The sequence below is a fragment of the Mycolicibacterium fluoranthenivorans genome (assembly GCF_011758805.1).
In the GTDB taxonomy this organism is placed as follows: domain Bacteria; phylum Actinomycetota; class Actinomycetes; order Mycobacteriales; family Mycobacteriaceae; genus Mycobacterium; species Mycobacterium fluoranthenivorans.
This window is the reverse complement of the sequence record NZ_JAANOW010000002.1, coordinates 992,087-1,014,056: the sequence shown is the minus strand read 5'-3', so window position 1 is coordinate 1,014,056 and position 21,970 is coordinate 992,087. Positions and strand designations below refer to the sequence as shown.

The 21,970-nt window shown below is 66.0% G+C and carries 20 protein-coding genes; 1 reads left to right on the top strand and 19 read right to left on the bottom strand.

The features are described from left to right. Nucleotides 1-53: 53 nt before the first annotated feature. From FHU31_RS22825 to FHU31_RS22750, 16 genes are all read right to left on the bottom strand, one after another. Complete coding sequence (locus FHU31_RS22825; RefSeq protein ID WP_263988118.1) at nt 54-1,241, bottom strand: acetyl-CoA hydrolase/transferase C-terminal domain-containing protein; 1,188 nt, start codon at nt 1,239-1,241, stop codon at nt 54-56. A gap of 11 nt (nt 1,242-1,252) precedes the next feature. After that, nucleotides 1,253-2,845, bottom strand: coding sequence for an FAD-dependent oxidoreductase (locus FHU31_RS22820; RefSeq protein ID WP_167162699.1), 1,593 nt, complete (start codon nt 2,843-2,845; stop codon nt 1,253-1,255). Nucleotides 2,846-2,918: 73 nt separating this feature from the next. Continuing rightward, on the bottom strand, nt 2,919-3,104 hold the full coding sequence (locus FHU31_RS22815; protein ID WP_167162697.1) for a ferredoxin: 186 nt from the start codon (nt 3,102-3,104) through the stop codon (nt 2,919-2,921). Continuing rightward, nucleotides 3,104-4,504, bottom strand: a complete 1,401-nt coding sequence (locus FHU31_RS22810; RefSeq protein ID WP_167162695.1) for an aldehyde dehydrogenase family protein — start codon at nt 4,502-4,504, stop codon at nt 3,104-3,106. The genes FHU31_RS22815 and FHU31_RS22810 overlap by 1 nt, the downstream gene beginning before the upstream one ends. A gap of 7 nt (nt 4,505-4,511) precedes the next feature. Continuing rightward, the gene (locus tag FHU31_RS22805; protein ID WP_090364194.1) at nt 4,512-5,303 is read right to left on the bottom strand and encodes a coniferyl-alcohol dehydrogenase; all 792 of its coding nucleotides are present in this window, start codon (nt 5,301-5,303) and stop codon (nt 4,512-4,514) included. Between the two features lie 13 nt (nt 5,304-5,316). Continuing rightward, nucleotides 5,317-6,576, bottom strand: coding sequence for a cytochrome P450 (locus FHU31_RS22800; RefSeq protein ID WP_167162693.1), 1,260 nt, complete (start codon nt 6,574-6,576; stop codon nt 5,317-5,319). Continuing rightward, nucleotides 6,576-8,111, bottom strand: a complete 1,536-nt coding sequence (locus FHU31_RS22795) for an acyl-CoA synthetase (RefSeq protein WP_167162691.1) — start codon at nt 8,109-8,111, stop codon at nt 6,576-6,578. The genes FHU31_RS22800 and FHU31_RS22795 overlap by 1 nt, the downstream gene beginning before the upstream one ends. Nucleotides 8,112-8,114: 3 nt before the next feature. Continuing rightward, nucleotides 8,115-8,519: an SCP2 sterol-binding domain-containing protein gene (locus FHU31_RS22790; protein WP_167162689.1), complete on the bottom strand. Its 405-nt coding sequence runs from the start codon at nt 8,517-8,519 to the stop codon at nt 8,115-8,117. A gap of 221 nt (nt 8,520-8,740) precedes the next feature. Further along, nucleotides 8,741-9,451 (bottom strand): hypothetical protein, encoded by a 711-nt coding sequence (locus FHU31_RS22785; RefSeq protein WP_167162687.1) that lies wholly within the window; start codon nt 9,449-9,451, stop codon nt 8,741-8,743. A 139-nt stretch (nt 9,452-9,590) separates the two neighbouring features. Continuing rightward, entirely contained in the window at nt 9,591-10,406 is an 816-nt protein-coding gene (locus tag FHU31_RS22780) for an HpcH/HpaI aldolase/citrate lyase family protein (protein WP_167163003.1), read from the bottom strand. Then, entirely contained in the window at nt 10,403-11,725 is a 1,323-nt protein-coding gene (locus tag FHU31_RS22775; protein WP_167162685.1) for a phytoene desaturase family protein, read from the bottom strand. Before FHU31_RS22775 ends, FHU31_RS22780 begins: the two co-directional genes overlap by 4 nt. Before the next feature lie 30 nt (nt 11,726-11,755). Further along, on the bottom strand, nt 11,756-12,916 hold the full coding sequence (locus tag FHU31_RS22770) for an acyl-CoA dehydrogenase family protein (RefSeq protein WP_167162684.1): 1,161 nt from the start codon (nt 12,914-12,916) through the stop codon (nt 11,756-11,758). Between the two features lie 2 nt (nt 12,917-12,918). Next, nucleotides 12,919-14,130, bottom strand: coding sequence for an enoyl-CoA hydratase-related protein (locus FHU31_RS22765; RefSeq protein WP_167162682.1), 1,212 nt, complete (start codon nt 14,128-14,130; stop codon nt 12,919-12,921). After that, the gene (locus FHU31_RS22760) at nt 14,120-14,572 is read right to left on the bottom strand and encodes a MaoC family dehydratase (protein WP_167162680.1); all 453 of its coding nucleotides are present in this window, start codon (nt 14,570-14,572) and stop codon (nt 14,120-14,122) included. Before FHU31_RS22760 ends, FHU31_RS22765 begins: the two co-directional genes overlap by 11 nt. A gap of 19 nt (nt 14,573-14,591) precedes the next feature. Next, complete coding sequence (locus FHU31_RS22755) at nt 14,592-15,557, bottom strand: DUF7064 domain-containing protein (protein WP_167162678.1); 966 nt, start codon at nt 15,555-15,557, stop codon at nt 14,592-14,594. Beyond that, entirely contained in the window at nt 15,551-16,561 is a 1,011-nt protein-coding gene (locus FHU31_RS22750; protein ID WP_167162676.1) for a phosphotransferase family protein, read from the bottom strand. Before FHU31_RS22750 ends, FHU31_RS22755 begins: the two co-directional genes overlap by 7 nt. Before the next feature lie 180 nt (nt 16,562-16,741). Here FHU31_RS22750 and FHU31_RS22745 point away from each other — a divergent pair, with 180 nt between their 5' ends. After that, on the top strand, nt 16,742-17,764 hold the full coding sequence (locus FHU31_RS22745; RefSeq protein ID WP_234901552.1) for an MBL fold metallo-hydrolase: 1,023 nt from the start codon (nt 16,742-16,744) through the stop codon (nt 17,762-17,764). Here FHU31_RS22745 and FHU31_RS22740 read toward each other — a convergent pair. Genes FHU31_RS22740 through FHU31_RS22730 form a run of 3 tightly spaced genes read right to left on the bottom strand, consistent with a single transcriptional unit; the run spans nt 17,761 to nt 21,937 of the window. Continuing rightward, entirely contained in the window at nt 17,761-19,470 is a 1,710-nt protein-coding gene (locus tag FHU31_RS22740; RefSeq protein WP_167162674.1) for a class I adenylate-forming enzyme family protein, read from the bottom strand. The genes FHU31_RS22745 and FHU31_RS22740 overlap by 4 nt on opposite strands. Then, entirely contained in the window at nt 19,467-21,068 is a 1,602-nt protein-coding gene (locus tag FHU31_RS22735; RefSeq protein WP_167162672.1) for a class I adenylate-forming enzyme family protein, read from the bottom strand. The genes FHU31_RS22740 and FHU31_RS22735 overlap by 4 nt, the downstream gene beginning before the upstream one ends. A gap of 8 nt (nt 21,069-21,076) precedes the next feature. Beyond that, on the bottom strand, nt 21,077-21,937 hold the full coding sequence (locus tag FHU31_RS22730; RefSeq protein WP_167162670.1) for an SDR family oxidoreductase: 861 nt from the start codon (nt 21,935-21,937) through the stop codon (nt 21,077-21,079). Nucleotides 21,938-21,970: the final 33 nt, after the last annotated feature.

Sequence of the window (21,970 nt, the reverse complement as noted above, 5' to 3'; positions counted from 1 at the left end):
TGACATCGGTTGCCGGCGGCGGTATCGCTTTGCAGCATCGTGGGATGGCCGGATCAGGCCGCGAGCTGGAAGAGCCCCTCGATCAGGCGGCGCCGTTCGGGCCACCCGGCCGAACGCAGATCGACGTGGCCGGCCTCGGTGACGATCACCTCCACATCGTGGGCCGGCGTCGACGCCGGCCGGCTCAACGCCTCGACAAGCGTTGAGCGGCCGTTGAATTGCGCCGGCACTGCGATGATGGACAATCCCGATCGGTTCATCCGGGCTGCCGTGCAATAGTCGGGGTGGCCCCCGATTCCGCCGACCACCTTGGCGCCGACGCCCTCGACGTTGACTTGACCGAACGGATCGATCTCGATCGCGGTATTCACCGCCACGAACGGCGCACCCCGGGACAGCCGGGTGACATCGTGGCTGTGTTCGATACCCCGCAGGATCGGCCGACCGTCGGCCCATCGGTACAGCTCGGCGCTTCCGAACAGGTAGGTCGCCGCCGGCTCACCGAGGAGCAACCCCCGCCGTTCCAGGTCCATCACCGCATCGGTGAGCAGACCGGTGTCGATGGCCAGTGCCTTGGTGCAGCGCTGCAGCAACGCGGTACCGAGCTGACCGGGCCCGCACTGGAGCCGGGCGCCTTCGGGGATGAGGTCGAGCACCCGGTCGGCCAGGACATCGTGGATGGCCTCCGCCGGCCGCGACGGCAGATCTGCAGGGGCATCGCCGGCGCGGCCGACGATCGTCACCGCCTCCGATGACACCGGTTTTCCGGCGCAGGCCGACGGCGCCCCGTCGTCGAGTACGGCCCACACCGGCACGCCGATGTCGACGAGCGTCTGCTGCCACGACACCTCGGTGCAGAACTGAAAGCCGCCGTCACGTCGGGTCATCCGGGTGAGCAGCACGTCCGGACGCAGATGGGAACCCAGTAGTGCGGGGATGGCGGCCATGCTGGTGGGCACCGCACTGGTGACCGGGCTGGGAAGCAACGTCCGCACCCCCCAACCCGGCATGAGGGTGACGATCCGGGTAAAGGCCTCCGGGGTGATCCCCAGCGGCGCCACCGGGCTCCAGCCCAACACCAAGGTCAGGCCGAGGCCGCCGGCCGCGTACGTGCTCAGCACCTCGCCGACGGTGGAGCCGTCGTCGAGCATGTTCGCCGCGCCCACACCATCGCCGAGGGCGATGACGAGATCTCGATCGCCGGCGCGACGCAGCAGGGCGGGCAGTTCCGTCGTTGACACCTCGGCGATTCCTAGCAGCCCACGGCGGCTGCGGTGAGCAGGGCCCTGCGGTCGACGACCTTGACCCGGGGTCGCGAGGCCGCCGCACCCAGCTGTCGCTCGGCGGCATCGATACGGCGCCAGCCGGCCAGGTCCACCACGGTCACGCCGTGCGCCGCGAAGTCCGTGGCATCCAGCCCGGTCCGGGAAGCCGGGTCCGGCAAGCTACCGGCCCGGGCATCGGCCAGGAGGTTCGTGACGGTCTCCCGCGCACACAACCGGTTGGTGCCGATGACACCTCGCGGGCCGCGTTTGATCCAACCGGTGACGTACACCCCCGGTACCGCGACACCGTCGCGGATCACCCTTCCGCCCTCGTTGGGAACGACACCGGCGGCCTCGTCGAAGGGCAGCCCCTCGATCGGCGTGCCGCGATATCCGATGGACTTCAGCACCAGCGCCGTGTCGATCGAGACGACGCCCGCGCCGCCGTCCACTTCCAGGGCCTGTACGCCATCGTCGCCGACGACGCGCACCGGCCGGGTACCGAAGCGCAGCACGATCCGCTTGTTGCCCGCGGTGCGCGGCCGCTGCGCGTACTCACCGACGATATCGAATTTCAGGGCACGCTCGTGATCGTCGGGCCGCGCTCCGAGCTCTCCCTCGACCACCACATCCACGCCCGGTAGCCCACCAAGGGCCAACAACTCCCCCACCGAGAACGCGCCGTCTGCCGCACCGCGGCGGCCCAACAAGACGACTTCACGGACGTCACCGGCAGCCAGCTGGTGCAACGCATGCTCGGCGATATCGGTGGCCGCCAACTGATCCGGGTCCATCACCAGTACCCGTGCCACATCCAGTGCCACGTTGCCGTTGCCGACGATCACCACGCGCGAACCGGCCAGGTCGAATCGCCGCTCGGCATGATCGGGGTGTCCGTTGTACCAGTTCACGAACTCGGCGGCGCCGATGGTCCCCGGCAGCTCCTCCCCGGGGATGCCCAGCTCGCGAGTCGTGGAGGCGCCCACCGCATAGATCACCGCGTCATGCGTGGCCATCAGCTGCTCGTGGGTGACGTCTTGACCGACCGCGACGTTGAAAAAGCACGTCACGTTGGGGCTGGCGAGCGCCGTCTCGAAGACCTGTACGACGTCCTTGGTGCGTTGGTGATCGGGCGCCACGCCGAAACGCACCAGGCCGAACGGCGTTGGCAGCCTGTCGAAAACGTCCACCTGCACTCCGGTGGTGCGTGCCAGATCGGCCACGGCGTAGCACGCCGCCGGGCCGGCGCCCACCACCGCCACCCGCAGGGAGTCTCGTCCCACCGGAGCCGGGGTCCAGTTCGCCGGGATGGGACGGATGGCCAACGGCTCGGTGGCAAAGAAGTCGGCATTGATCGTCTTGAATCGTTGCTGAGATTCCGGCAGATCGTCCTCGTGGTAGATCGCGCCGACGGGGCACACCGCGACGCACGCACCACAGTCCACACACGATGCCGGATCGATGTACAGCATCGGTGCGGCCGCGCCGGCCTGATCGGGCACGGGCCGGATGCAGTCGACAGGACATACGGGAACGCAACTCGCATCAGTGCAGCAGTTCTGGGTGATGACGAAGGCCATTGCCTTGTGCAACCTCTCCTGTGGTCTTCGAGGGAATGCGGGAACGGCGCACCGACGGTGTGCCGGACGTCGGTCAGCCGTCGATCGAGATGGCACCGGTCGGACAGTTCGCCACGGCTTCTTGCGCCATCGCGACATCGTCTTCCGCGCCGCCGATCACGTGTGCCTGTCCGTCGTCCCCGACCTCGAACACGGTCGGTGCCGTCATCTCACACATTCCGATTCCGGAGCATTTGGTTCCGTCCACGCGGATATTCATCAGAACAGCCTTCTCATGAGTTTCACGGCCCGGTCCGTGTAAGGCGGATAGACGAGCGACAGGTCCGGCCGCGCGGTCTTGGCCAACACGGCACGACGGTGGCTCAACGCCTCGAACCCCCAACGGCCGTGGTACTGCCCCATCCCGCTGGCACCGACACCGCCGAACGGAAGCTGCGGAACCAGGCAGTGCATGGCGATGTGGTTGATCACGGCGCCACCGGAAGGAATGGCGTCGATCAGCGTGCGGCCCAACCGCTGCGAACCGGTGAAGACATACAGCGCGAGCGGTTTGGGTCGTGAGTTCACGAACTGCACGGCGGCCTGGGTGGATTCCACGCTCATGATGGGCAGCAGCGGGCCGAAGATCTCATCCGCCATCACAGGGTCGGTAGGCGCCGGATCGCGGATGACGGTCGGTTCGATGGTCAGTGCGTCGGCATCTGCACGGCCGCCGGCGACGATCGTCCCGGTGGTCGTGTCGATCAACCCGGCAAGCCGGTCGAACTGCCGCCGGTTGACGATCCGCAGACCGCTGGTGTGTTCCTGAGCCCGAAACGCCGCAACGGCGGCGATGACCTTATCGGTGAAGCTGTCGGCCACAGCCTCTTCGACCAGCACGTAATCCGGCGCGATGCAGGTCTGTCCGGAGTTCATGAGTTTGACCCACGCGACACGGCGCGCCGCGACATCCAGGTCGGCGTCGGCAGTGACCAGCACCGGGCTCTTGCCGCCCAGTTCGAGTGTCACGGGAGTCAGGGTGGGGGCCGCGGCCGCCATGATCTTGCGGCCGATCTCGGTGCCACCGGTGAACAACACGTGATCGAACCCTTGCGCGATCAAGTTCTGCGTGGTTGCGCCGTCTCCCTCGATCACCCTGATTGATTGATTGTCAAGGTATTTGGGAATGAGTTCGGTCAGCAGTTCCGAAGTGGCCGGCGCGAGTTCCGAGGGCTTCAACACCGCACAGTTGCCGGCCGAGATCGCGGCGACCAGCGGGGCGACGCTCAGATAGAACGGGTAGTTCCACGGCCCGATGACAAGCACCACACCCAACGGGTCGTACTGCACCCAGCCTCGGCCGGGCAACTGCGCCAGCGGAAGTGACTGCCGGTCGCGGCGCATCCACTTCTTCAGATGCTTTCGCGCATAGGCGGCTTCACCTTTGGTGGAGGCGATGTCGCCCAGCCAGGCTTCCACCGGCGGGCGGCCCAGGTCATGGGCCAGGGCGTCGGCAATCGCCGGCTCCTGCTCGTCGCACAGCGCCTCGATGGCTGCCAACTGGTCCAGGCGCCACCCCAGCGGCTTGGTGCGGCCGGTCGCGAACGCGCGCCGTAGCTCGGGCAGCACGATGCATTCGTTCGCGGCACCCGAAGTGTCAGTTACTGCTTTCAGCGTCATCGAGGCCTCAGAATTCCGGCTTCGGGACCACGCCGGTGCTGACGGCGCCGGTGAGGCCGCCGTCGACCGCCAGGGCCTGCCCGTTCACCCACCGCGCGGCGTCGGAGGCCAGGAAGAGCACCACCGAGGCGATATCGGCGGGGTCTGCGTGCCGACCGAGGAGTTCCTTGACCCCGTCCAGGGTGTCCTTGCCCATCGACTCCTCGAAGTCGACCAGGATCGGCGTCTCCACCGGGCCCGGAAGAACCGCGTTGATCCGCAATCCCATCTGGGCCAGGGCCAGCCCCATCGACTGGGTGTACACGGTGCTGACTTCTTTGGAGAAGTTGTAGGCGTTGCCCTGCTGCGGGTTGGCCTTGAACCAGGCGGCGCCCTCCTCGAAGGTGTCGGTGGCCAGCACGTCGCGTATCGCCTCGAGCCGCTCCGGCCAACCGAAGCCGGCGGTCGAGGACACGATGGTGATCGACCCTCCGGGCACGAGCCGTTCGAAGAACGCTTCGCTGAGGTGCCGCACCGCGAGGCTGTTGACCGCGAAGACGAGATCCGCCGGCGCCGTCCCCGGAATACCGGCGACGTTCATGAGTCCGTCGTAGGGCCCCTCCAGGGTCTCCAGGGCCGCGTCGATACTGCGCGGGTTGGCGAGGTCGACCTCGATATGGCGAGTGACCTTGGCCTGCGGCTGATTACGATCGAGGCTGGTCACTTCGGCACCGGCAGCCAGCAGCTGCTCGGCGACGGCGTGGCCGATACCGGAGGCGGCCCCGGTGACGACGTAGTGCTTTCCCGAGTACTCGGTCATGGTGGTTCTCCGGTCAGTCGAGGGTGTAGGGCAGGGATTTGACGGCGTGCACGAAGTTTCCGGTCAAGAACTCGGGGTCACCGACCCGTAGGTTGGGCGCTCGGTGGACCAGTTCCCGGAAGATGGCCTCCAGCTGCATCTTGGCCAGGAAGGCACCCATGCAGAAGTGCGGTCCCCCGCCGCCGAAACCGACGTGTGCGTTCGGCTCCCGGGTGATATCGAACTCGTGTGGATTGGCGAAGGCGCGCTCGTCCCGATTGCCCGATGAGTACATCATCAGCACCCACTCCCCTTCGCGCACCAACTGGCCGCACAGTTCGGTGTCCTGGGTGGCGGTTCTGCGGAACGTCATGACCGGACTTGCCCAGCGCACGAACTCCTCGATACCGCGCTTGATGTGGCCGTCGAAGTCCCGTTCCAGCAATGCGCGCTGATGCGGAAACTGTTGCAGGGCCATCGTGGTCAGCGTCACGGTGTTACGGGTGGTGTCGTTGCCGGCCACCGAGAGCAGCACGAAGAACGCGCCGAGTTCCTCATCGGTGAGTCGGCGACCGTCGATCTCGGCCTGCACCAACAGCGACATCAGGTCCGATGTGGGATGAGCGCGACGCTGCTCGGCGAGTTCGAGCCCCGTCGTGAGCAGCCCGACCAGGGATTCGTTGAGGACCTCGCCCGATTCGCGTCCGGCGGCCACATCGGCATCCGCCCAGGACACCATGCCGTCCGCATGGTGCGCCGCCTCATCGCGGTACTCCGCAGGCAGCCCGATCATCTCGTAGATGGTCCACATGGGCAGCCGCTTGGACACCTGCTCGACGAAGTCACCGCTGCGCGTCTTGAGCAGGTCGGTCACGATCGTCGCGGCCTGGACCTTGATCTGGTCCTGGATCTTGGCCACCTGGCGTGGCGTGAACACCGAGCTGATCAGCCGGCGCAGGATGGAATGCTGGCTGCCGTCCATCGCCAGGAAGGACTGTGCGGCGTCCAGAATGTCTTCCGGCACCGCCTCGATCATCACGCCTTGGCCCGAGCAGAACAATTGCGGGTTCTTGCTGATGTAGGCGATGTCCTCATTGCGGGTCACCGCCCAGAGACCGTCGATCTCGGCTTCCATCAACGCGCCTTCGATCGGCGCGTGCCAGCTCAGCGGCCGTTCGTCGCGCAGGATCGTGAATGACTGCTCGCGTTCGTCGGCGGTCTTGGCCCAGAAGCTCAGCGGGGAGATGCTGACGGGATCGTATTCCCTGGCGGTGGTGAGCATTTGGGTGTTCATCAGGGTGCCTCCGCGTAGCGTTGTTGGAGCTTGCGTTTGGCCAGCTTTCCGGTCGCCAGCCGTGGGAGTTCGCCGACGAAGTCGACGCTGCGCGGCGCCTTGTAGTGCGCGATCCGTTCACGCACATAGTCGATCAGCTCCGCGGCCAGCTCTTCGGAGCCCGACCAGCCGTCCCGCAGCTCGATGACGGCCTTGACCTGTTCGCCCATCTCGGGGTGCGGCACACCGATGACGGCGACATCGGAGACCTTCGGGTGCAGCGCCAGCACGTTCTCGATCTCCTGGGGGTAGATGTTCACCCCGCCGGAGATGATCATGAACGCTTTGCGGTCGGTCAGGAACAGGTACCCGTCTTCGTCCAGGTATCCCACGTCACCCACGGTCGACCAGTTGTCGTGGCCGGGATGTCGTGCACTGGACGTCTTTTCCGGGTCGTTGTGGTACTCGAACGGGGCCTGTTCGCGCTCGAAGTAGACGGTTCCGACGTCGCCGGGGCCGAGTTCGACGCCCTCGTCGTCACAGATGTGCAAGGTGCCCAGCGCTGCCCGGCCCACCGACCCTCGCTTGTTCAGCCATTCAGGGGTGGTCACGACCGTGACGCCGTGGCCCTCGGTGGCGCCGTAGTACTCCACGAGAATCGGTCCCCACCAGTCGATCATCGCCTGCTTGACATCGGGTGGGCACGGCGCGGCGGCATGCACCGCCAGCCGCAGCGTCGACGTGTCGAAGGAGTGCCGCACGTCCTCGGGCAGCTGCAACATCCGGATGAACATGGTGGGCACCATCTGGGTCACGGTGATGCGGTGGGCCTGGATGGCGGTCAAGGCGGCGGTCGCGTCGAACTTCTCCATCAAGACCACGGTGCCGCCGAGGGCGTGCACACCGCCGCACCACTTCAGGGGTGCGGCGTGGTAGACGGGCGCCGGGGACAGGTAGCGGTCGCCGGCACTGATACCGAACGCGTGCGCCAGCATGCCCACCAGAGGGTCACCGGGCTCGTCGACCTGAAGGTCCAAGAGGACGGGCTTGATCCCCTTCGGCCGTCCGGTCGTCCCCGAGGAGTAGAGCATCTCGGTCCCGCGAGGCTGGTCCCGCAGAGCCTCGAAACGATCGTCGATGAGGACGTCGTAGGGCTGATGACCCACGATCTGGCCACCGAAGGAGTACCGATACCCGACCTGAGGTGTCAGCGCGACGATCTCTTCGGCCAGGTCCCGGACCCCCGCCGAGGCGAACAGCACACGCGCGCCGCAATCACTGACGATGTAGGCCGCCTCGTCCGCGGCCAGGTGCCAGTTCACCGCGGTGATGTACAGACCTGAACGAATGGCAGCCCAATAGACCGCGAAGGCTTCCACCGTGTTGTCCGATAACAGCGCGATCACATCGCCGCGACGCAGACCCATACCGTGCAGGGCGCTGGCGATGGACGCCGAACTCCGCTCCAGCTCGCCGTAGGTCAACGTCCGGCCCGACTCGGCCATGATCACGGCCGGACGTTCCGGATCCGATATCGCGTGGATTCCCGGGAACATCGGTCAGGCCAGCAGGTCGTCGCGGCCGTCGGCCTTGAGACGTTCGATGTAGGACGGGTAGAGCTTCTTGCCGAGCGGCGCCAACTTGAGCAGGCTGGCCACGTTTCCGTCGACCTTGATCTTCTTCTTGGCCATCGCCAACGGCAGATTCACTTTGCCCTGCCAGTAGGCGCTACCCGTATCGGCGGTCATCGACATGGTGGCCATCGGCTCCGGGCCCCCGTCGAGGCCTTCCTGGACCACCTTGTTGGCCATATCGATCAGGACCACGGCCTCGGGATCGGTGAAATCGAACGCGACCACGAGGCCGGTGGCTTCGAGCTTGGGGCCGATCTCGGGATCCACAAAGGCGGCTTCGAAAATGCCGCCGATGTACTTCGTGACCTCGGCCGAACTGGCGAACCCCATCGTTCTCCTTAATTTACGTTTGATTCAAAACTTATGTTGGCCCACACTCACCCCAGGGCTGAGACCATGGTCACATCAACGTTGCCATAAGTCAACTTATGGTCGCGCCGATGTGCGCTTGCCCCACTGCGTCCGTCGGCCACCCGCAGAGAAGATCCGCCACGCCGAAACCATGTTGCCGCACAGATCCTTTGAGCACATTCCCTAGGGATACGCCGCCCTCAGGCGGGCACCGCCCTACTCGGCGATTCCTCCGGGTCGACGTCCTTCAAGGCCGCCGCCCGCAGGACCAGGCCCATACCGACGAGGAAAACGGCATAGGTGGTCAGCGCCAGCCAGAAGATGAACACACCTCGCCACGAGAACGGCCCGCTGTGGAAGAAGAAGGCCAGCGGGTCGGGGATGAACGACGCGGCAATCCAGAAGTTCATATAACCGACCCAGCGGGGCAGCGTCGCACGCCGATCGCGCAGAATCGCCGTACCGATGGCGATGTTCTGGATGATGAACGGCGCAATGGGCGTGATGAACAACAACCAGGAGATGTCGTTGAGCGTGACCGTCAGCTCCGGGTTGCGGTCCGGGCGAAACGCGATGACGGCCATCAGCAGCATCGGCAGCAGGAGAAGGACACCGGTGGCCGCACCCGTGACCAGCTGAATGAAGGTGAGGATCGGGTGCCGCCCCTCGATCCTCAGCATGCGGTAGCCGATCAGCCCGATTAACGGAAAGACCAGGCAGATGCCGAGTTGCGCGATCACCAGGCCGCACAACACCCGGGTGTCGTTCGCGTAGAAGCTCACCACCTGCTCGGTGGTACTGGAGGACCCCAGCGGGATCGGCAGGACGCCGGCGATGAGCCAGCCGCACAGCGCGACGATCACGGTTGCGGGGCCACACCAGGCACAGATGAGCTGGATACGACGTGACATGACAAACACCCATCTGCCGACAAATTTTATTCTCAATTAGAAGATAGGACTTGTGAGCGTGCGCACACAAGACCCCTGGACAACTCGGGCGGCGCCGCCGCCACTCGATCCGGCCCCACTCCTGGCCGACGGCGCAGCGTCAGCGGGCACGCAGGAGTATTCGCTCCGCACGGGCAAGCACCGGCTTGTCGACCATCTTTCCGTCCACGACGCACACCTCACCACCGACCGCCTCGTCGACGACCTTGCGTGCCCAGTCCAGCTCTTCGGGTGAGGGCGCGAACCGCTGGTTGACGGCTGCGACCTGGCGCGGATGGATACACAGCTTCCCACCGAAACCCAGACGGACCGCGTGGGATATGTCGTCGGAGAGCATGCCCATATCGCCGAGTTCGGTGGTGACCCCGTCCAGCGGGGCGGCCCGTTCCGCGGCCGCCGAACCGAGCACCACGGCACTTCGGGCGTACTGCAACGCTTGATGCAGGTCGGGGTCCACACCGAGTTCAGCGCCGAGGTCGATGCTGCCGAACGCGGCGCGCACCACGGTGTCCACCGCACAGATCGCCTCGGTGGCATTGACTCCCGCCGCCGTCTCGATGAGCGCGACCAGCGGTGTCCCCGGCGCCAGCTGCTCGGCGATGCTCTGTAGCTGAGAAGCGCTGTGCGCCTTGGGCACCATCACTGCGCACTTCCACTGCGCCAGCATCTGCAGATCATCGGCGCACCACGAGGTATCGGTACCGTTGACCCGCACCAGCACCTGGACGCCGGTGCTCAGAAAGTCGCCCACCGCCACACGCGCAGCGTCCTTGTCGCCGACGGCGACGGCGTCCTCGAGATCCAGCACCGCGATATCCGCACCGCTGGCGACGGCCTTGGCGAAGCGGTCGGGTCGGTCGCCGGGGACGAACAGGACGCTGCGCGCAGCGGCGATGCGACCGGCAAGGCTGCTCAGCGCAGCACCGCCGGCTTATGGGAGGCAACGATCTTGTCCACCACCAGCTTTGCCGTCTCCGCGCACGCCGTGGTGCCACCGTTGGCATATTCCTTGACGCCGTCACCGACATTCCACAAGCCCTGGAAAGGGGTTTCGTGGGTCAGGTCGTATCCGGCGACCGCACGCTGCGGAGGCCAGTCATCTCGCGTGACGGCGATATTCAGGATGCGCGCACGCCGATCGAAGTCCTCGATGTTGTCCCGCAGGTCCTGCAGCAGGAATTCGGTCTCCGCCGCCTCATCGAAGTCACCGGTGGGATTCTTGGGCACGGCGGTACCCGCGTAGAGATTCCAGCCCTCCGGCGCCATCTCGGGACAGACATCGGTGAAGTTGGCGATATAGGCCAGTCGGCGTGATTTCGCGAAGCTGAGCATGCCGGGTACGTCGATGAGACGCTCCTGGCTGGCGAAGTTCACCGTGATCATCGACGTCGGGCGATCGGCCGCCTTGACGAGATCCTGATAGTCCGGCGGAACGTTCTCCTCACCGATCAGCTCGACGGTGCCGGCCGGGCCGATATCGCTGACCACCACGGGCGCGTCGATGCGCACCGTCTCGCCGTCGCGCGTGACGTCGATCCCGGTCACGACGTCACCGTCACCCTTGTGGATCTTCGTCACCGGCGTCGACAGCCAGATCTGTCCACCGTTGGCCACCACGGCCTCGGCCAGCGCGCGCCAGATGCCGATGGTGCCCTCGGGATGGAAGCCGAAGCGTTTGAACGCACTCTTACGGGTGAAGTAGGTGAGGAAGACCCGCGCCGGCAGATCCTCTGAGCCCACCGCGAACACCGAGGCGCACATGTTCCGGAAGATGCCGTGCACGCCTTCGTTCTTGGTGTACTTGGACACCCAGTCGGCGGTGGACAATTCGTCTTCGGGCAGACCGGAGTCGTTGCGAGCGGCGCCGATTCCCTTGACCAGCTTGGCGCCCTGGCGGGTCAGCTTGCCGAGCAGGAAACCCCAGCCGCCGCCGGTGACATCGACATCCTTGCCCGCGATCCGGTACAGGATCGGCGGTTGCGGCTCGCGGATGTCGAAGCGGGCCCCCACCTCGTTGCAGGTCTCTTGGGTGATACCGCCGACCTCGATGACGATGGCACCGTTGTTGACCTTGAAGCCGTCGATATCGTCGGTGGAGGCACGACCTCCGACCTTGTCGAACCGCTCCACCACCAGGGTGCGGTAGCCGAGTTTGGTCAGGCGAGCGGCGGTGAAAAGGCCACCCGCACCCGCGCCGATCACCACGGCGTCAAATGTGTGTTCTGCTGACGTCATCGTCATTCTCCTTGGGTCACGTGTCAGGGGTCAGTACGAGCGGGGCAGGCCGAGCGAGGTCTGTGCGACGAAGTTGAGCACCATCTCCCGGCTGACCGGGGCGGTGCGCATCAGCCGGGTCACGAACCACAGCTCCGAGAGCCCGTACTCGTGCGAGAGGCCGTTTCCGCCATGGGTTTGGATCGCCTGATCCAGCGCCTTGAGAGCTGCTTCGGATGCCGAGAACTTGGCGATGTTCGCTGCTTCGCCGGCGGGCTCACCCGCGTCGAACTGCTGGGCGGACAGCGCGGTGGCCAGGCGGCTCAGCTCGACGGCGATGTGGCTCTCGGCCAGCGGATGGGCGATGCCCTGATGGGCGCCGATCGCGGTCGACCACACCTTACGTTCCTTGGCATAGGCGACGGCCTTGTCGATCGCGTACCGTCCGACACCACCACAGATGGCACCGACCAGGATCCGCTCGGGGTTCAACCCGTCGAACACCTGTCGCAGCCCGTTTCCGGCCTGTCCGATCAACGCCTCCGCACCGACCTCGACCTCGTCGAGAAAGACGGTGAACTGCTTGTCCGGCGAGACGATCGAGGTGTCGATCTCCTGATAGGACAACCCCTTCGAGTCAGTCGGCACCACGAACAGCGACAACGTGGACTTCTCCGGTGTGGACAGGTCGCCGTCGCGGGCCACCACCAGAAGAGCGTCGCACTGATCGATGGCCGAGATGTAGTACTTCGAACCCGAGAGCACCCACCCGGTGTCGGTTTTTCGCGCCGTCGTCTTCACATTGTGGCTGTTGGAGCCCGCATCGGGCTCGGTGAGACCGAACGCCATCTTCTGGCTGCCGTCGGCGATCCCGGGCAGCCACCGCTGCTTCAGCTCCTCGGAGCCATGGATGGCGACGATGCTGCCGCAGATCGCCGGCGAGATCACCCAGATGAGCATCGGCATCCCATGGGCGGCAAGTTCTTCGACCACCACGACCGCCTCGGCCATACCCCCGCCGCCACCACCGTAGGCCTCGGGCAGATGAACCCCGAGGAGGCCGGCGGCGCCGAGGTCCTTCCAGAGTTCCTCGATACCCTCGCCCGCCCGGCCGCGCTCCAGAAAGTACTGCTGCCCATAGCGACTGGCGATACCCGCCACGCTCTCCCGGATCGCCTTGTGCTCGTCAGTGTCCTGAATGAGCCCTGCCATGATCATCGTCCTTCGAAAGTCGGTGTCCGCTTCTCGGCGAACGCGGTGAACGCACCCGCCGCATCGCGGGTGATTCCTGTCTTCTTGGTGCCGCGCAATTCCGCGGCGAGCTGTCCGGTGAGGTCGTTGCCCCAGCTCTCCCGCAACAACGCCCGCATCGTCGCGAACGCGACAGTCGGCCCTTCGGCCAGCTCCCGAGCCAACGCCGCGGCACGAGCATGCAGTTCGTCGGCCGGCACGATCTCGTTGACCAGGCCCCACTCGAGGGCCTCCTCGACACTGATCGGCGTATTACGCAGATACGCCTGGGCAGCCCGGCGCGGTCCGATCAACCGTGGGAGGTGATAGGTACCGCCGCCGTCGCCCGACAGCCCGATGGCGGCGAAGGCGGGAACGAACCGGGTTCCGGTGGCGGCAATCACGAGGTCGGCGGCATAGACGAACCCCATGCCACCGCCGGCCACCGCGCCGTGCGCCGCCGCCACAATGGGCGCTTCGATCCGACTCAGGATGTCGAAGGCCTCGTGGAACGGCCAGATCATCCGCTCGAACAGCCGGTCGTAACCTTCTCCCCCACCTTCCAGGAAGTACGAGATATCACCGCCCACGGTCAGCGCCGGGCCGCTACCACTGATCAGGACGGCGCGCACCGAGGGATCAGCGGCGATGCGGCGGGCCACCTCCAAGAACTCCTGGGCCATCCGCAGATTGATGGCGTTGCGCTGTGCGGGGCGATTCAGGCAGATCGTCGCCACCCCGTCTTCCACCCGGAAGTCGATGGTCTGCAGACGGCCGTCGCCCTCGAGTGCGGCATGCCAGGCTGCGGTGTCGGTCAGCTGGTTCAGTGACACGATGCGACCGTCGCCGTCGAACGACAGGATGTGGACGAAGGCGGCCTCGAGTTCGCCCCCCGAGCGACGAGCACTGCCACGATAGGTGCCAGTCACCACCAGCCGGCCGTCTTCCAGTGTCTGGAAGTCCTCGGCCACGGCACGTGCCTTGAAATGCTCACCGATACGCCACCACAACTTCGCGCGCATGGCATCGGGTCCCACATGGGTACCCCCCATGCCCAGCGGCAGACCCTGTGCGGCGTGGCCGACGAAGTCCGCCGCCAGAAGCTGATTCAGTGCGTCCACGTCACCCTTGGCCAGCGCCTGGTAGAGCCGTTCTGCCGTGGCGACTTTCGTGTCCCTGGTGAGCTCAACCGACATAGCGGACAATCGATTCGATCACGGCGGCCGGCTTGGCAGCGCCTTCCACCTCGACGGTGGTCACCAAAGTGGCCTGCACCGCCGCGTCGAGCTTGTCGATCTGGGTGATGCGCGACGAGGCCCGAAGCTTGGCGCCCACGGGCACCGGGGTGATGAAGCGGACCTTGTTGAAGCCGTAGTTGATGGCCATGGTGACGTTGTCCACCCGGTACAGATCGTGCATGAATCGCGGCAGCAGCGACAACGTCAGAAGCCCGTGCGCGATGGAACCGCCGAACGGCCCGGATGCGGCCCGCTCGGGGTCGACGTGGATCCACTGGTGATCGTCGGTGGCATCCGCGAACACATTGACGCGCTGCTGGTCCACCTCGACCCAGTCGGTCGGGCCGAGTTCGGCCCCGTGCGCTGTCTCGAACTCCGCGAGATCCTGAAAAACCCTCATGCCGTGCGGGATCCTTTCTTTAGACGTGCTCTCCGACGGGTTGTCCGTCGTGTATCTGGTCGAGGTACTCGGCCATTCCGTACAGTTCGCCCTCGCCTTCGCGATGCCAACGGATGGCGGATTCGACGATGCGGGTACTCGCCGATCCATCGGCACTGCGATGTCTGAGTGGGACCGAGGACAGCGCCTCACCGCGCAGTCGCCAACGCCGCTCCCCGGCAACGAGGGTGACGTCGATGCGCTGCTGAAAACCGTCCTGGTCGCGCACGGTGGTAATGGTGACGTCGTCGCAGCGATGCACGTCCGCACCGTCGAAGACGAATCCCCCGCACCGGCTACTGCCATCTGGGTCGCCAAAATACGCGGCCATGAAGCCGAATTCGGCGGTGCACCCGTGCAGCCACCGGTAGAACCAGGGGGCTTGCCACGACCGCGGCCCCCAGGAGTGGTCGCGCAGGCCATGCCCCAGCACCTCGTAGGCGTGTGCCCCGATCTCCAGACGACCGGTCACCGCACAGAGTTGTTCGTAGTGGTTGGGGGCGAAGGACTGACCTGCGGACTCGAAGGTCTGCTCATGCGGTGCGGCGATGGCGCGGTAGCGCAGGTGAACCTGCGCTGACACCAACGGACTCGAGGTCAACGCCGACTTCGGATCACGCATCACCCGAGGGTCGGCCAGCACGGAGACCTCACCGGCGAACCGAATTCCGATCTCCACCATGGGCTGCACCACCTCGACCACCAGGCCACCGGCGTCCATCGCGGCATTGGTGGTCACGGCCGGGCGATCGAATCCGAAACCGACCGCCCCACCCGGAAGGTAGAGGCAGACCGTGCGCTCCCCGATGCCTTCGTTCGGCCGGTTCGCGAGTCGCAGAAACCCACCGAGACCGGTCGCCGGATCGTGGAACTCGAAGTACATCGACTCGTTGAAATTGTGCTCCGGCCCGACCACATGGGTGTAATCGTCCTGCGCCACTACCATGTTGGCCTCCTCAACAACGAAGCAGCCTCGATGAGGCTGAAGGTGATCTCCTCGTCGACGCTTCCCAACAGCTGACGTGACGCATCGGCGCGGCGCCGGGTTTCGGCCGCCTGCAGAAGCGTCGCCGAGGTCCAGTAGGCCAGTGCCCGATAGAAGGTCACCTCATGCAGATCGATGTCGGTCCGGTCGGCATAGAATCCGGCCAGTTCCTCTCGTGACGAGAAGCCGCCGATCCGCGTGGGACTGAGCGGGCAGCCGATCGGCTCACCCGGTGCACGCCAGCTGTTGAGCAGCCACGCCAGATCCATCAGCGGATTCCCGGCCGTGCAACGCTCCCAGTCCACAACCGTGCGGACCTGCGCGTCCTCCCGGGTCACGATGTTGGCGAGCCGGTAGTCGCCGTGCACCACCCCGACCCGGGACTCCCGCATCGGTCTGCGGGCGAGCAGCCTGGTGCGCAGGGCGCACCAGGCCGAATCGTGCACGCTGCTGGTGCCAAAGGACATCCAGACATCCGAAACCGCGGCGATCTGCCGGTCCAGGTGCGACGAGCCGAACACCGGCAGTCCGATGACCCGCGGATCCACGGTGTGCAAGCCGGCCAGTGTGTCGATGATGCTCTCGCCCAGCCGCCGACGCTGAGCCGCGTTCAGACGCGACGCCTGGATCTCGTCGTCGAGGACCACACCGGGCACGAACCGCAGCACCATGAAGTGCCTGCCGCGTTGTTGGCCGTAGCCGACGACCTGCGGAACCGGCCGGCCGGCGGCCCGCAACCGCGTCAGCAACGTCGCTTCGCGGTCGAAGGAGCGCGGGTCGGGATTGATCCGCTCCCGCAACACCCACTGCCGCCTGGCTTGATCGGTGACCAGCCACGTCGCGTTCGTGCAGCCGAGACCCAACCGGGTCACCGTGACGGGCCCGTGTGGCCCCTCACCCTTGTCGGCCAGCCAACTCGCCAACACCCGTGGCCGCCCCGAGACCGGCCGATCGTATGCCGACACACGCGGCCGATGCGGCGATCTGATGACCATCGCTGCCGCCCTCCTGCGCGCTGACAATATTTTTTCGAATGCGGCCTCGACCGCCCATAGCGGGGTTCATCACGCCTATATCGCCACGCTAACATACTTTTCTAGTTGCTGTTAAATTTTGTACAGCACAGCAGAACGGGAGCAACGCACATGTCACAGTCATCCGCCGAGATGAGCACGAGCACGGAGAAGGTCACCGATACCGTCACGTGTGTCGCGTTGCCACTGCCCCTACCCGACCTCCAGGTGGTGAATTCCTATGCCGTGCAATCGCCCGACGGGGTGACCCTGATCGATCCGGGGTGGGCCTATCCGCAATCCGAGACGATCCTCCTCGGCGCACTGGACAGCCTCGGATATTGCGCGCGCGACGTACGGCGAATCGTGGCCACCCATCAGCATTGGGACCACTACTCCCTCGGCGTGAAGTGGCGCGATCAATACGGCATCGAACTGCTGCTGGGCCGCGAGGAGCAACACAGCATCGCGGCCTTCTTGGCGCAGCCCGACGTCGTCCACCCCCATCAGGTGGGCATACTCAGAGAAGCCGGCGCACCCGATCTCGCCGCCGAAATCGATTCTCTGGACTGGGAACCCTACGAACGGGATGTGGCGTTCGCCCCGCCGGATCGCTGGCTCGACGATGGTGACGTGATCGACTGCGGCACCACGCAGATCGTCGTACGTGCCACACCCGGTCATACTCGGGGGCACATCGTCTTCGAGGACACCCACCAGGGTGTGATCTTCACCGGAGACCATCTCCTGCCCCGCATCACGCCGTCGATCGCGTTCGAACGAGCGCCCGGGAAACTCCCGCTACGCTCCTATATCGACTCGCTGAACCTGGTGCTGCGACTGCCCGATGCCCGGATGTTGCCCGCGCATGGCACGACCGCACGGACCACGCATGCCCGCGCCCAGGAGTTGCTCGAGCACCACGAGACCCGACTGCGCCAGATCGGCGATCTGGTCGCTGCCGGAAGTTCGACGGCGCTGCAGGTGGCCTCGGAGATGCGGTGGACCCGCCGCGAACGGACGCTCGACGAGTTGGAGATCGTGCACCGCATGACCGCCGTGCTCGAGGTGCAATCTCACCTGGACTTGCTCGAGGTGCGCAATGTGGTGACCTGTTCGGTGGTGGACGGCGTCCGGCACTTCGCCGTGCGCTAACTGGTCAACTGTTGCACCAGGCGGTACTTCTGCACCTTCCCCGTGGGCGTGGTCGGCAGGTCCTGCGCGCGATAGAACACGACGCGTTTCGGGACTTTGAACCGCGCCAGCTTCTGCCGGCACAGAGCGAGCACATCCTGCTCGGTGAGCTGCCAGCCGGGAGCGGGAACCACCACGGCACAGCCGATCTCACCCCACCGCTCATCGGAGAGCCCCACGGCGAAGACCTGACTGATGCCGGGATGCCCGGCCAGCAGGTCTTCGATCTCCTTGGGCATGACCAGTTCGCCGCCGCTTTTGTAGAGCTCTTTGCTCCGGCCGGTGACCCGAAGATAGCCGTCGGCGTCGACACATCCCAGGTCCCCCGAGTGCAGCCACCCGTCGCGAAGGGTGCGTGCGGTGTCCTGCGGGCGATTCCAGTACCCGAGCATGGCCGTCGGTCCGGCGGAGAGCAGCTCACCTTCGACCCCGGCCGGCATCGTCTCGCCGGTATCGGGATCGACCGCGCGATAGCTCACGAGCGCGTCGGACCCGGGCACACCGGCCGCACCAGCCAGCTTCGGCTTGCCCACGGTCCCGCAGAGCACGTCGAGCGGATCCTCGGGCAGGGTGAGTGTCATGGCCCCGCCGCATTCGGTCATGCCGTAGCCGGTGACGATCTCGGTGACACCGAAATCCCGCGTGACCTGCGGCCAGAGCCATCGTGGAGCGGGCGCGGACCCGCACAGGACGGCCTGGAGTGAGCTCAGGTCGTAGTCCCCGCGCACCGGGCTTTCCACCATCGCAACCGCCATGGTCGGCACACAGAGCAGATCGGTGGCGCGGTGCTCGGCGATACCCCGGAAGTAGCCCTCCGCGCTGAACGTCGGCTGCAGGATCACCGCTCCCCCGACGAACATCACCGACAACAAACCCTCGACATAGCCGAACATGTGGTAGCAGGGCAGCGAATACAGGATTCGACGTCCGTCTTCATACGCGCGGGTGAGGGCGGATGCGTACGCGGTGCGCAGCACCGCATCGTGGGTCACCACGACGCCCTTCGGGGCGCCCGTGGTACCCGAGGTGTAGAGCATGTCGCCGGCAGACAGCGGGTCCACGGCCTGAATCGACGATGCGGCGGGGCCGTCACCTCCGAGGTCCGCCAGCGACCGCACCGACAGCGCACCGCGCCGAGGTTCACCCCCGGTGTCGAGAACGACGACCCGGCGCAACTCCGCCAGACCGTCCGCGCCGGCGTCCCGGTCGGCGAAGCCCGGCGAGTGCCAGCCCGGCACGATGGTGTCGAGCATGTGCTGATAGTCCAATGACCCGAACTCCGTCATGGTGACCAGCACGCGGCAGCCGGAATCCGCCAGTACGAAGGCCAATTCGTTCTCGCGGTAGAGGTAGTTGAACGGGACGGCGATCGCCCCGACGCACGCGATCGCGAACTTCACACTCACGAACTCGGGGTAGTTGGCCATCAGCATGCCCACCCGGTCGCCGGCCCGCACCCCGAGGGCGAACAGGCCGGCGGCGAGTCTGCGGGATTCCTCGGCCACCTCGCGATAGGTCATCGTCGCCGAGTCGGCAAGCACAAAGGGCCGCGACGGATACCTCTCGGCGCACGCGTCGAGCCAGCCGGCCAGACTGACCGGCCGCCATGAGGGAAATCGGTGACGTAGCACCTGGCGACGTTCCTCGATCGACCGCCGCACGGTCACAGTTCGTGCAGTTCGTGCTCGAGAATGGCGTCGCGCAAGGCGAACCGCTGCACCTTACCCGTCGGCGTCCGCGGGAACTCGTCGACCAGGAACCATCGAGCCGGCACCTTGTAGGAAGGCATGCGCGTGCGGACATGGTCGATCAGGCGATCCCGCAGGCCTTCGCGGTTCCCCTGGGCCACCCGGCATGCCACCGCGACGATCTCACCCATCCGCTCATCGGGAAGTCCCACGGCGACCACGTCGATGATCTCGTCGTGGTCGGCGATGATGGACTCCACCTCGGCGGGTGAGATGTTCTCACCGCCGCGGATGATCAGCTCCTTCAGCCTGCCGGTCACGGTGAGGTAGCCACGATGGTCCATGGCACCGAGGTCACCGGTGCGCACGAATCCGTCCGGGTCGAGAGCACGTGCGGTCGCCTCCGGATCGTGCAGGTACTCGACGAACTGCTGATACCCGCGCGCACAGATCTCCCCTACCTCGCCGACTCCGACGGTGGCCCCGGTGTCGGGATCGATGATCTTGCAATCCAGGTGGGGTAGTTGCCGCCCCACCGTGTTCAGCTGATCCTGCGGACTGTCCCCCGGACGGGTGAGCGACAGCACCGGCGCCAGCTCGGTCTGGCCGAACAGGTTGTACACGTGCGCCCCGAAGACCGAGGCCGCACCGTCGATCAGATCGGCGGCGACATTCGAGGCCCCACCCATGATGACACTCAACTGCGTTGCGGGCATATCGATCTCACGCTGGCGCCGCAACAGGGCGTGCAGCACCGTCGGGACGTAGAACAGCACCGAGACGTTCTCCCGGCGTATCGCTTCCAGCGCCTCGTCCGCGGCGAAACGCTCGCACAATACCGAGGTGCCCGCCAACCAGAGCGGCCCCAGGGTGGCGATGACACACCCCGCGGTGTGGAACAACGGCAACGGATTGAAACACCGCGCCTTGGGGGGTGCCCCCGTGGCTTCCATCGTCAGTTTGGCCACGTTGACCAGGGCCCGGTGGGTCAACAGCACACCCTTGGGGCGACCGGTGGTACCCGAGGTGTACTGCAGCATGACCGGCGAGTCAGCACTGATCTCGGGTGCCGAGGCTGCTGCCGCCGGGGCCAGCCACACCTCACGTTCTGACAGCGAGATTCGCCGCAGACCAGGGATATCCGCGCACACGCGCTCTGCGACTTCACCCATCGCGTACCCGCGGCTGACATCGGCGTGCAGCAACACATGGGCACGGCTGTGCCGCAACGCGTAGTCGAGTTCGTCGTCGCGCAGCACCGGGTTGAGTGCGACCAGTACGGCCCCGGCCAGTGCGGCGCCGTACTGGATCACGGTCCACTCGACGAGGTTGGGGGCCCACAAGGCGACGTACTGGCCGGGCTCCACCAACGTCGACAGCGCCGCTGCCACCCGACACGCTTCGCCGAAAAGGGCTGCGTACGTGAGCCGTTCGATATCACCCGTACCGTGCCGGACGCCGATCACGGCTTCGGTGTCCGGGTGATCTGCGGCTCGCGCCGCGAGCAACCCACCCACCGAATCGTCGATGAGCGGCACCGAGCGATCGCCCTCCCGGTACGCCGGCGCAGATCTCATGGTGTCGCTCAGACGGGGTTGCTGCCGAGCTTGGCGTCGGACATGTCGCTGATCTGCGACCACTTCGCCGTGATCTCCGCCAGGCTGGGCTGGGCGGTGAAGGTGACGCCGTCGTTCTGGAACTGCGCCACGCGCTGCACCAGGCCTCCGCCGACGACGAACACCGATGCGGTGTCCTCGTTCTCGGCAGAGACCAGATAGCCGACCGCCGGAGCGACGAGTTCGGGATTCAGCTTGTCCAACAACTCCTGCGGGGCGATGTCGGCAGTCATCCGGGTCGCCGCCATGGGCGCAATGGCGTTCGCGGTGATGGAGTACTTCGCGCCTTCGATCGCCAACGTGTTGATCAGACCGACCAGACCGGCCTTGGCGGCCGCGTAGTTCGCCTGGCCGAAGTTGCCGTACAGGCCGCTGGTGGAGGTCGCGACGACGATCCGGCCGAACTTCTGCTCGCGGAAGTGCGGCCACGCGGCACGGATCACGTTGAAACCACCGTAGAGGTGCACCTTCTGCACGGCGTCCCAGCTGTCTGCCGTCATCTTGTGGAAGGCGCCATCGCGCAGGATGCCGGCGTTGCTCACCACGCCGTGCACCGCGCCGAACTCGTTGAGCGCGGTGTCGATGATCGCCGCCGCACCACTTTCATCGGCCACGGAATCGTAGCTCGCCACTGCCTTTCCGCCGGCGCTGCGGATCTCCTCGACCACGGTGTCGGCGGCCTGGGTTCCCGCGCCGGAGCCGTCCCGAGCGCCACCGAGGTCATTGACGACGACGAGTGCGCCGTTGGCCGCCAGGAACCGGGCGTACGAGCGCCCCAAGCCGTTTCCCGCACCCGTGACAACGACAACCTTGTCTTGAACACCCGACACTTGAACTCCTCCGTTAACTGTGCTTTGCGATTG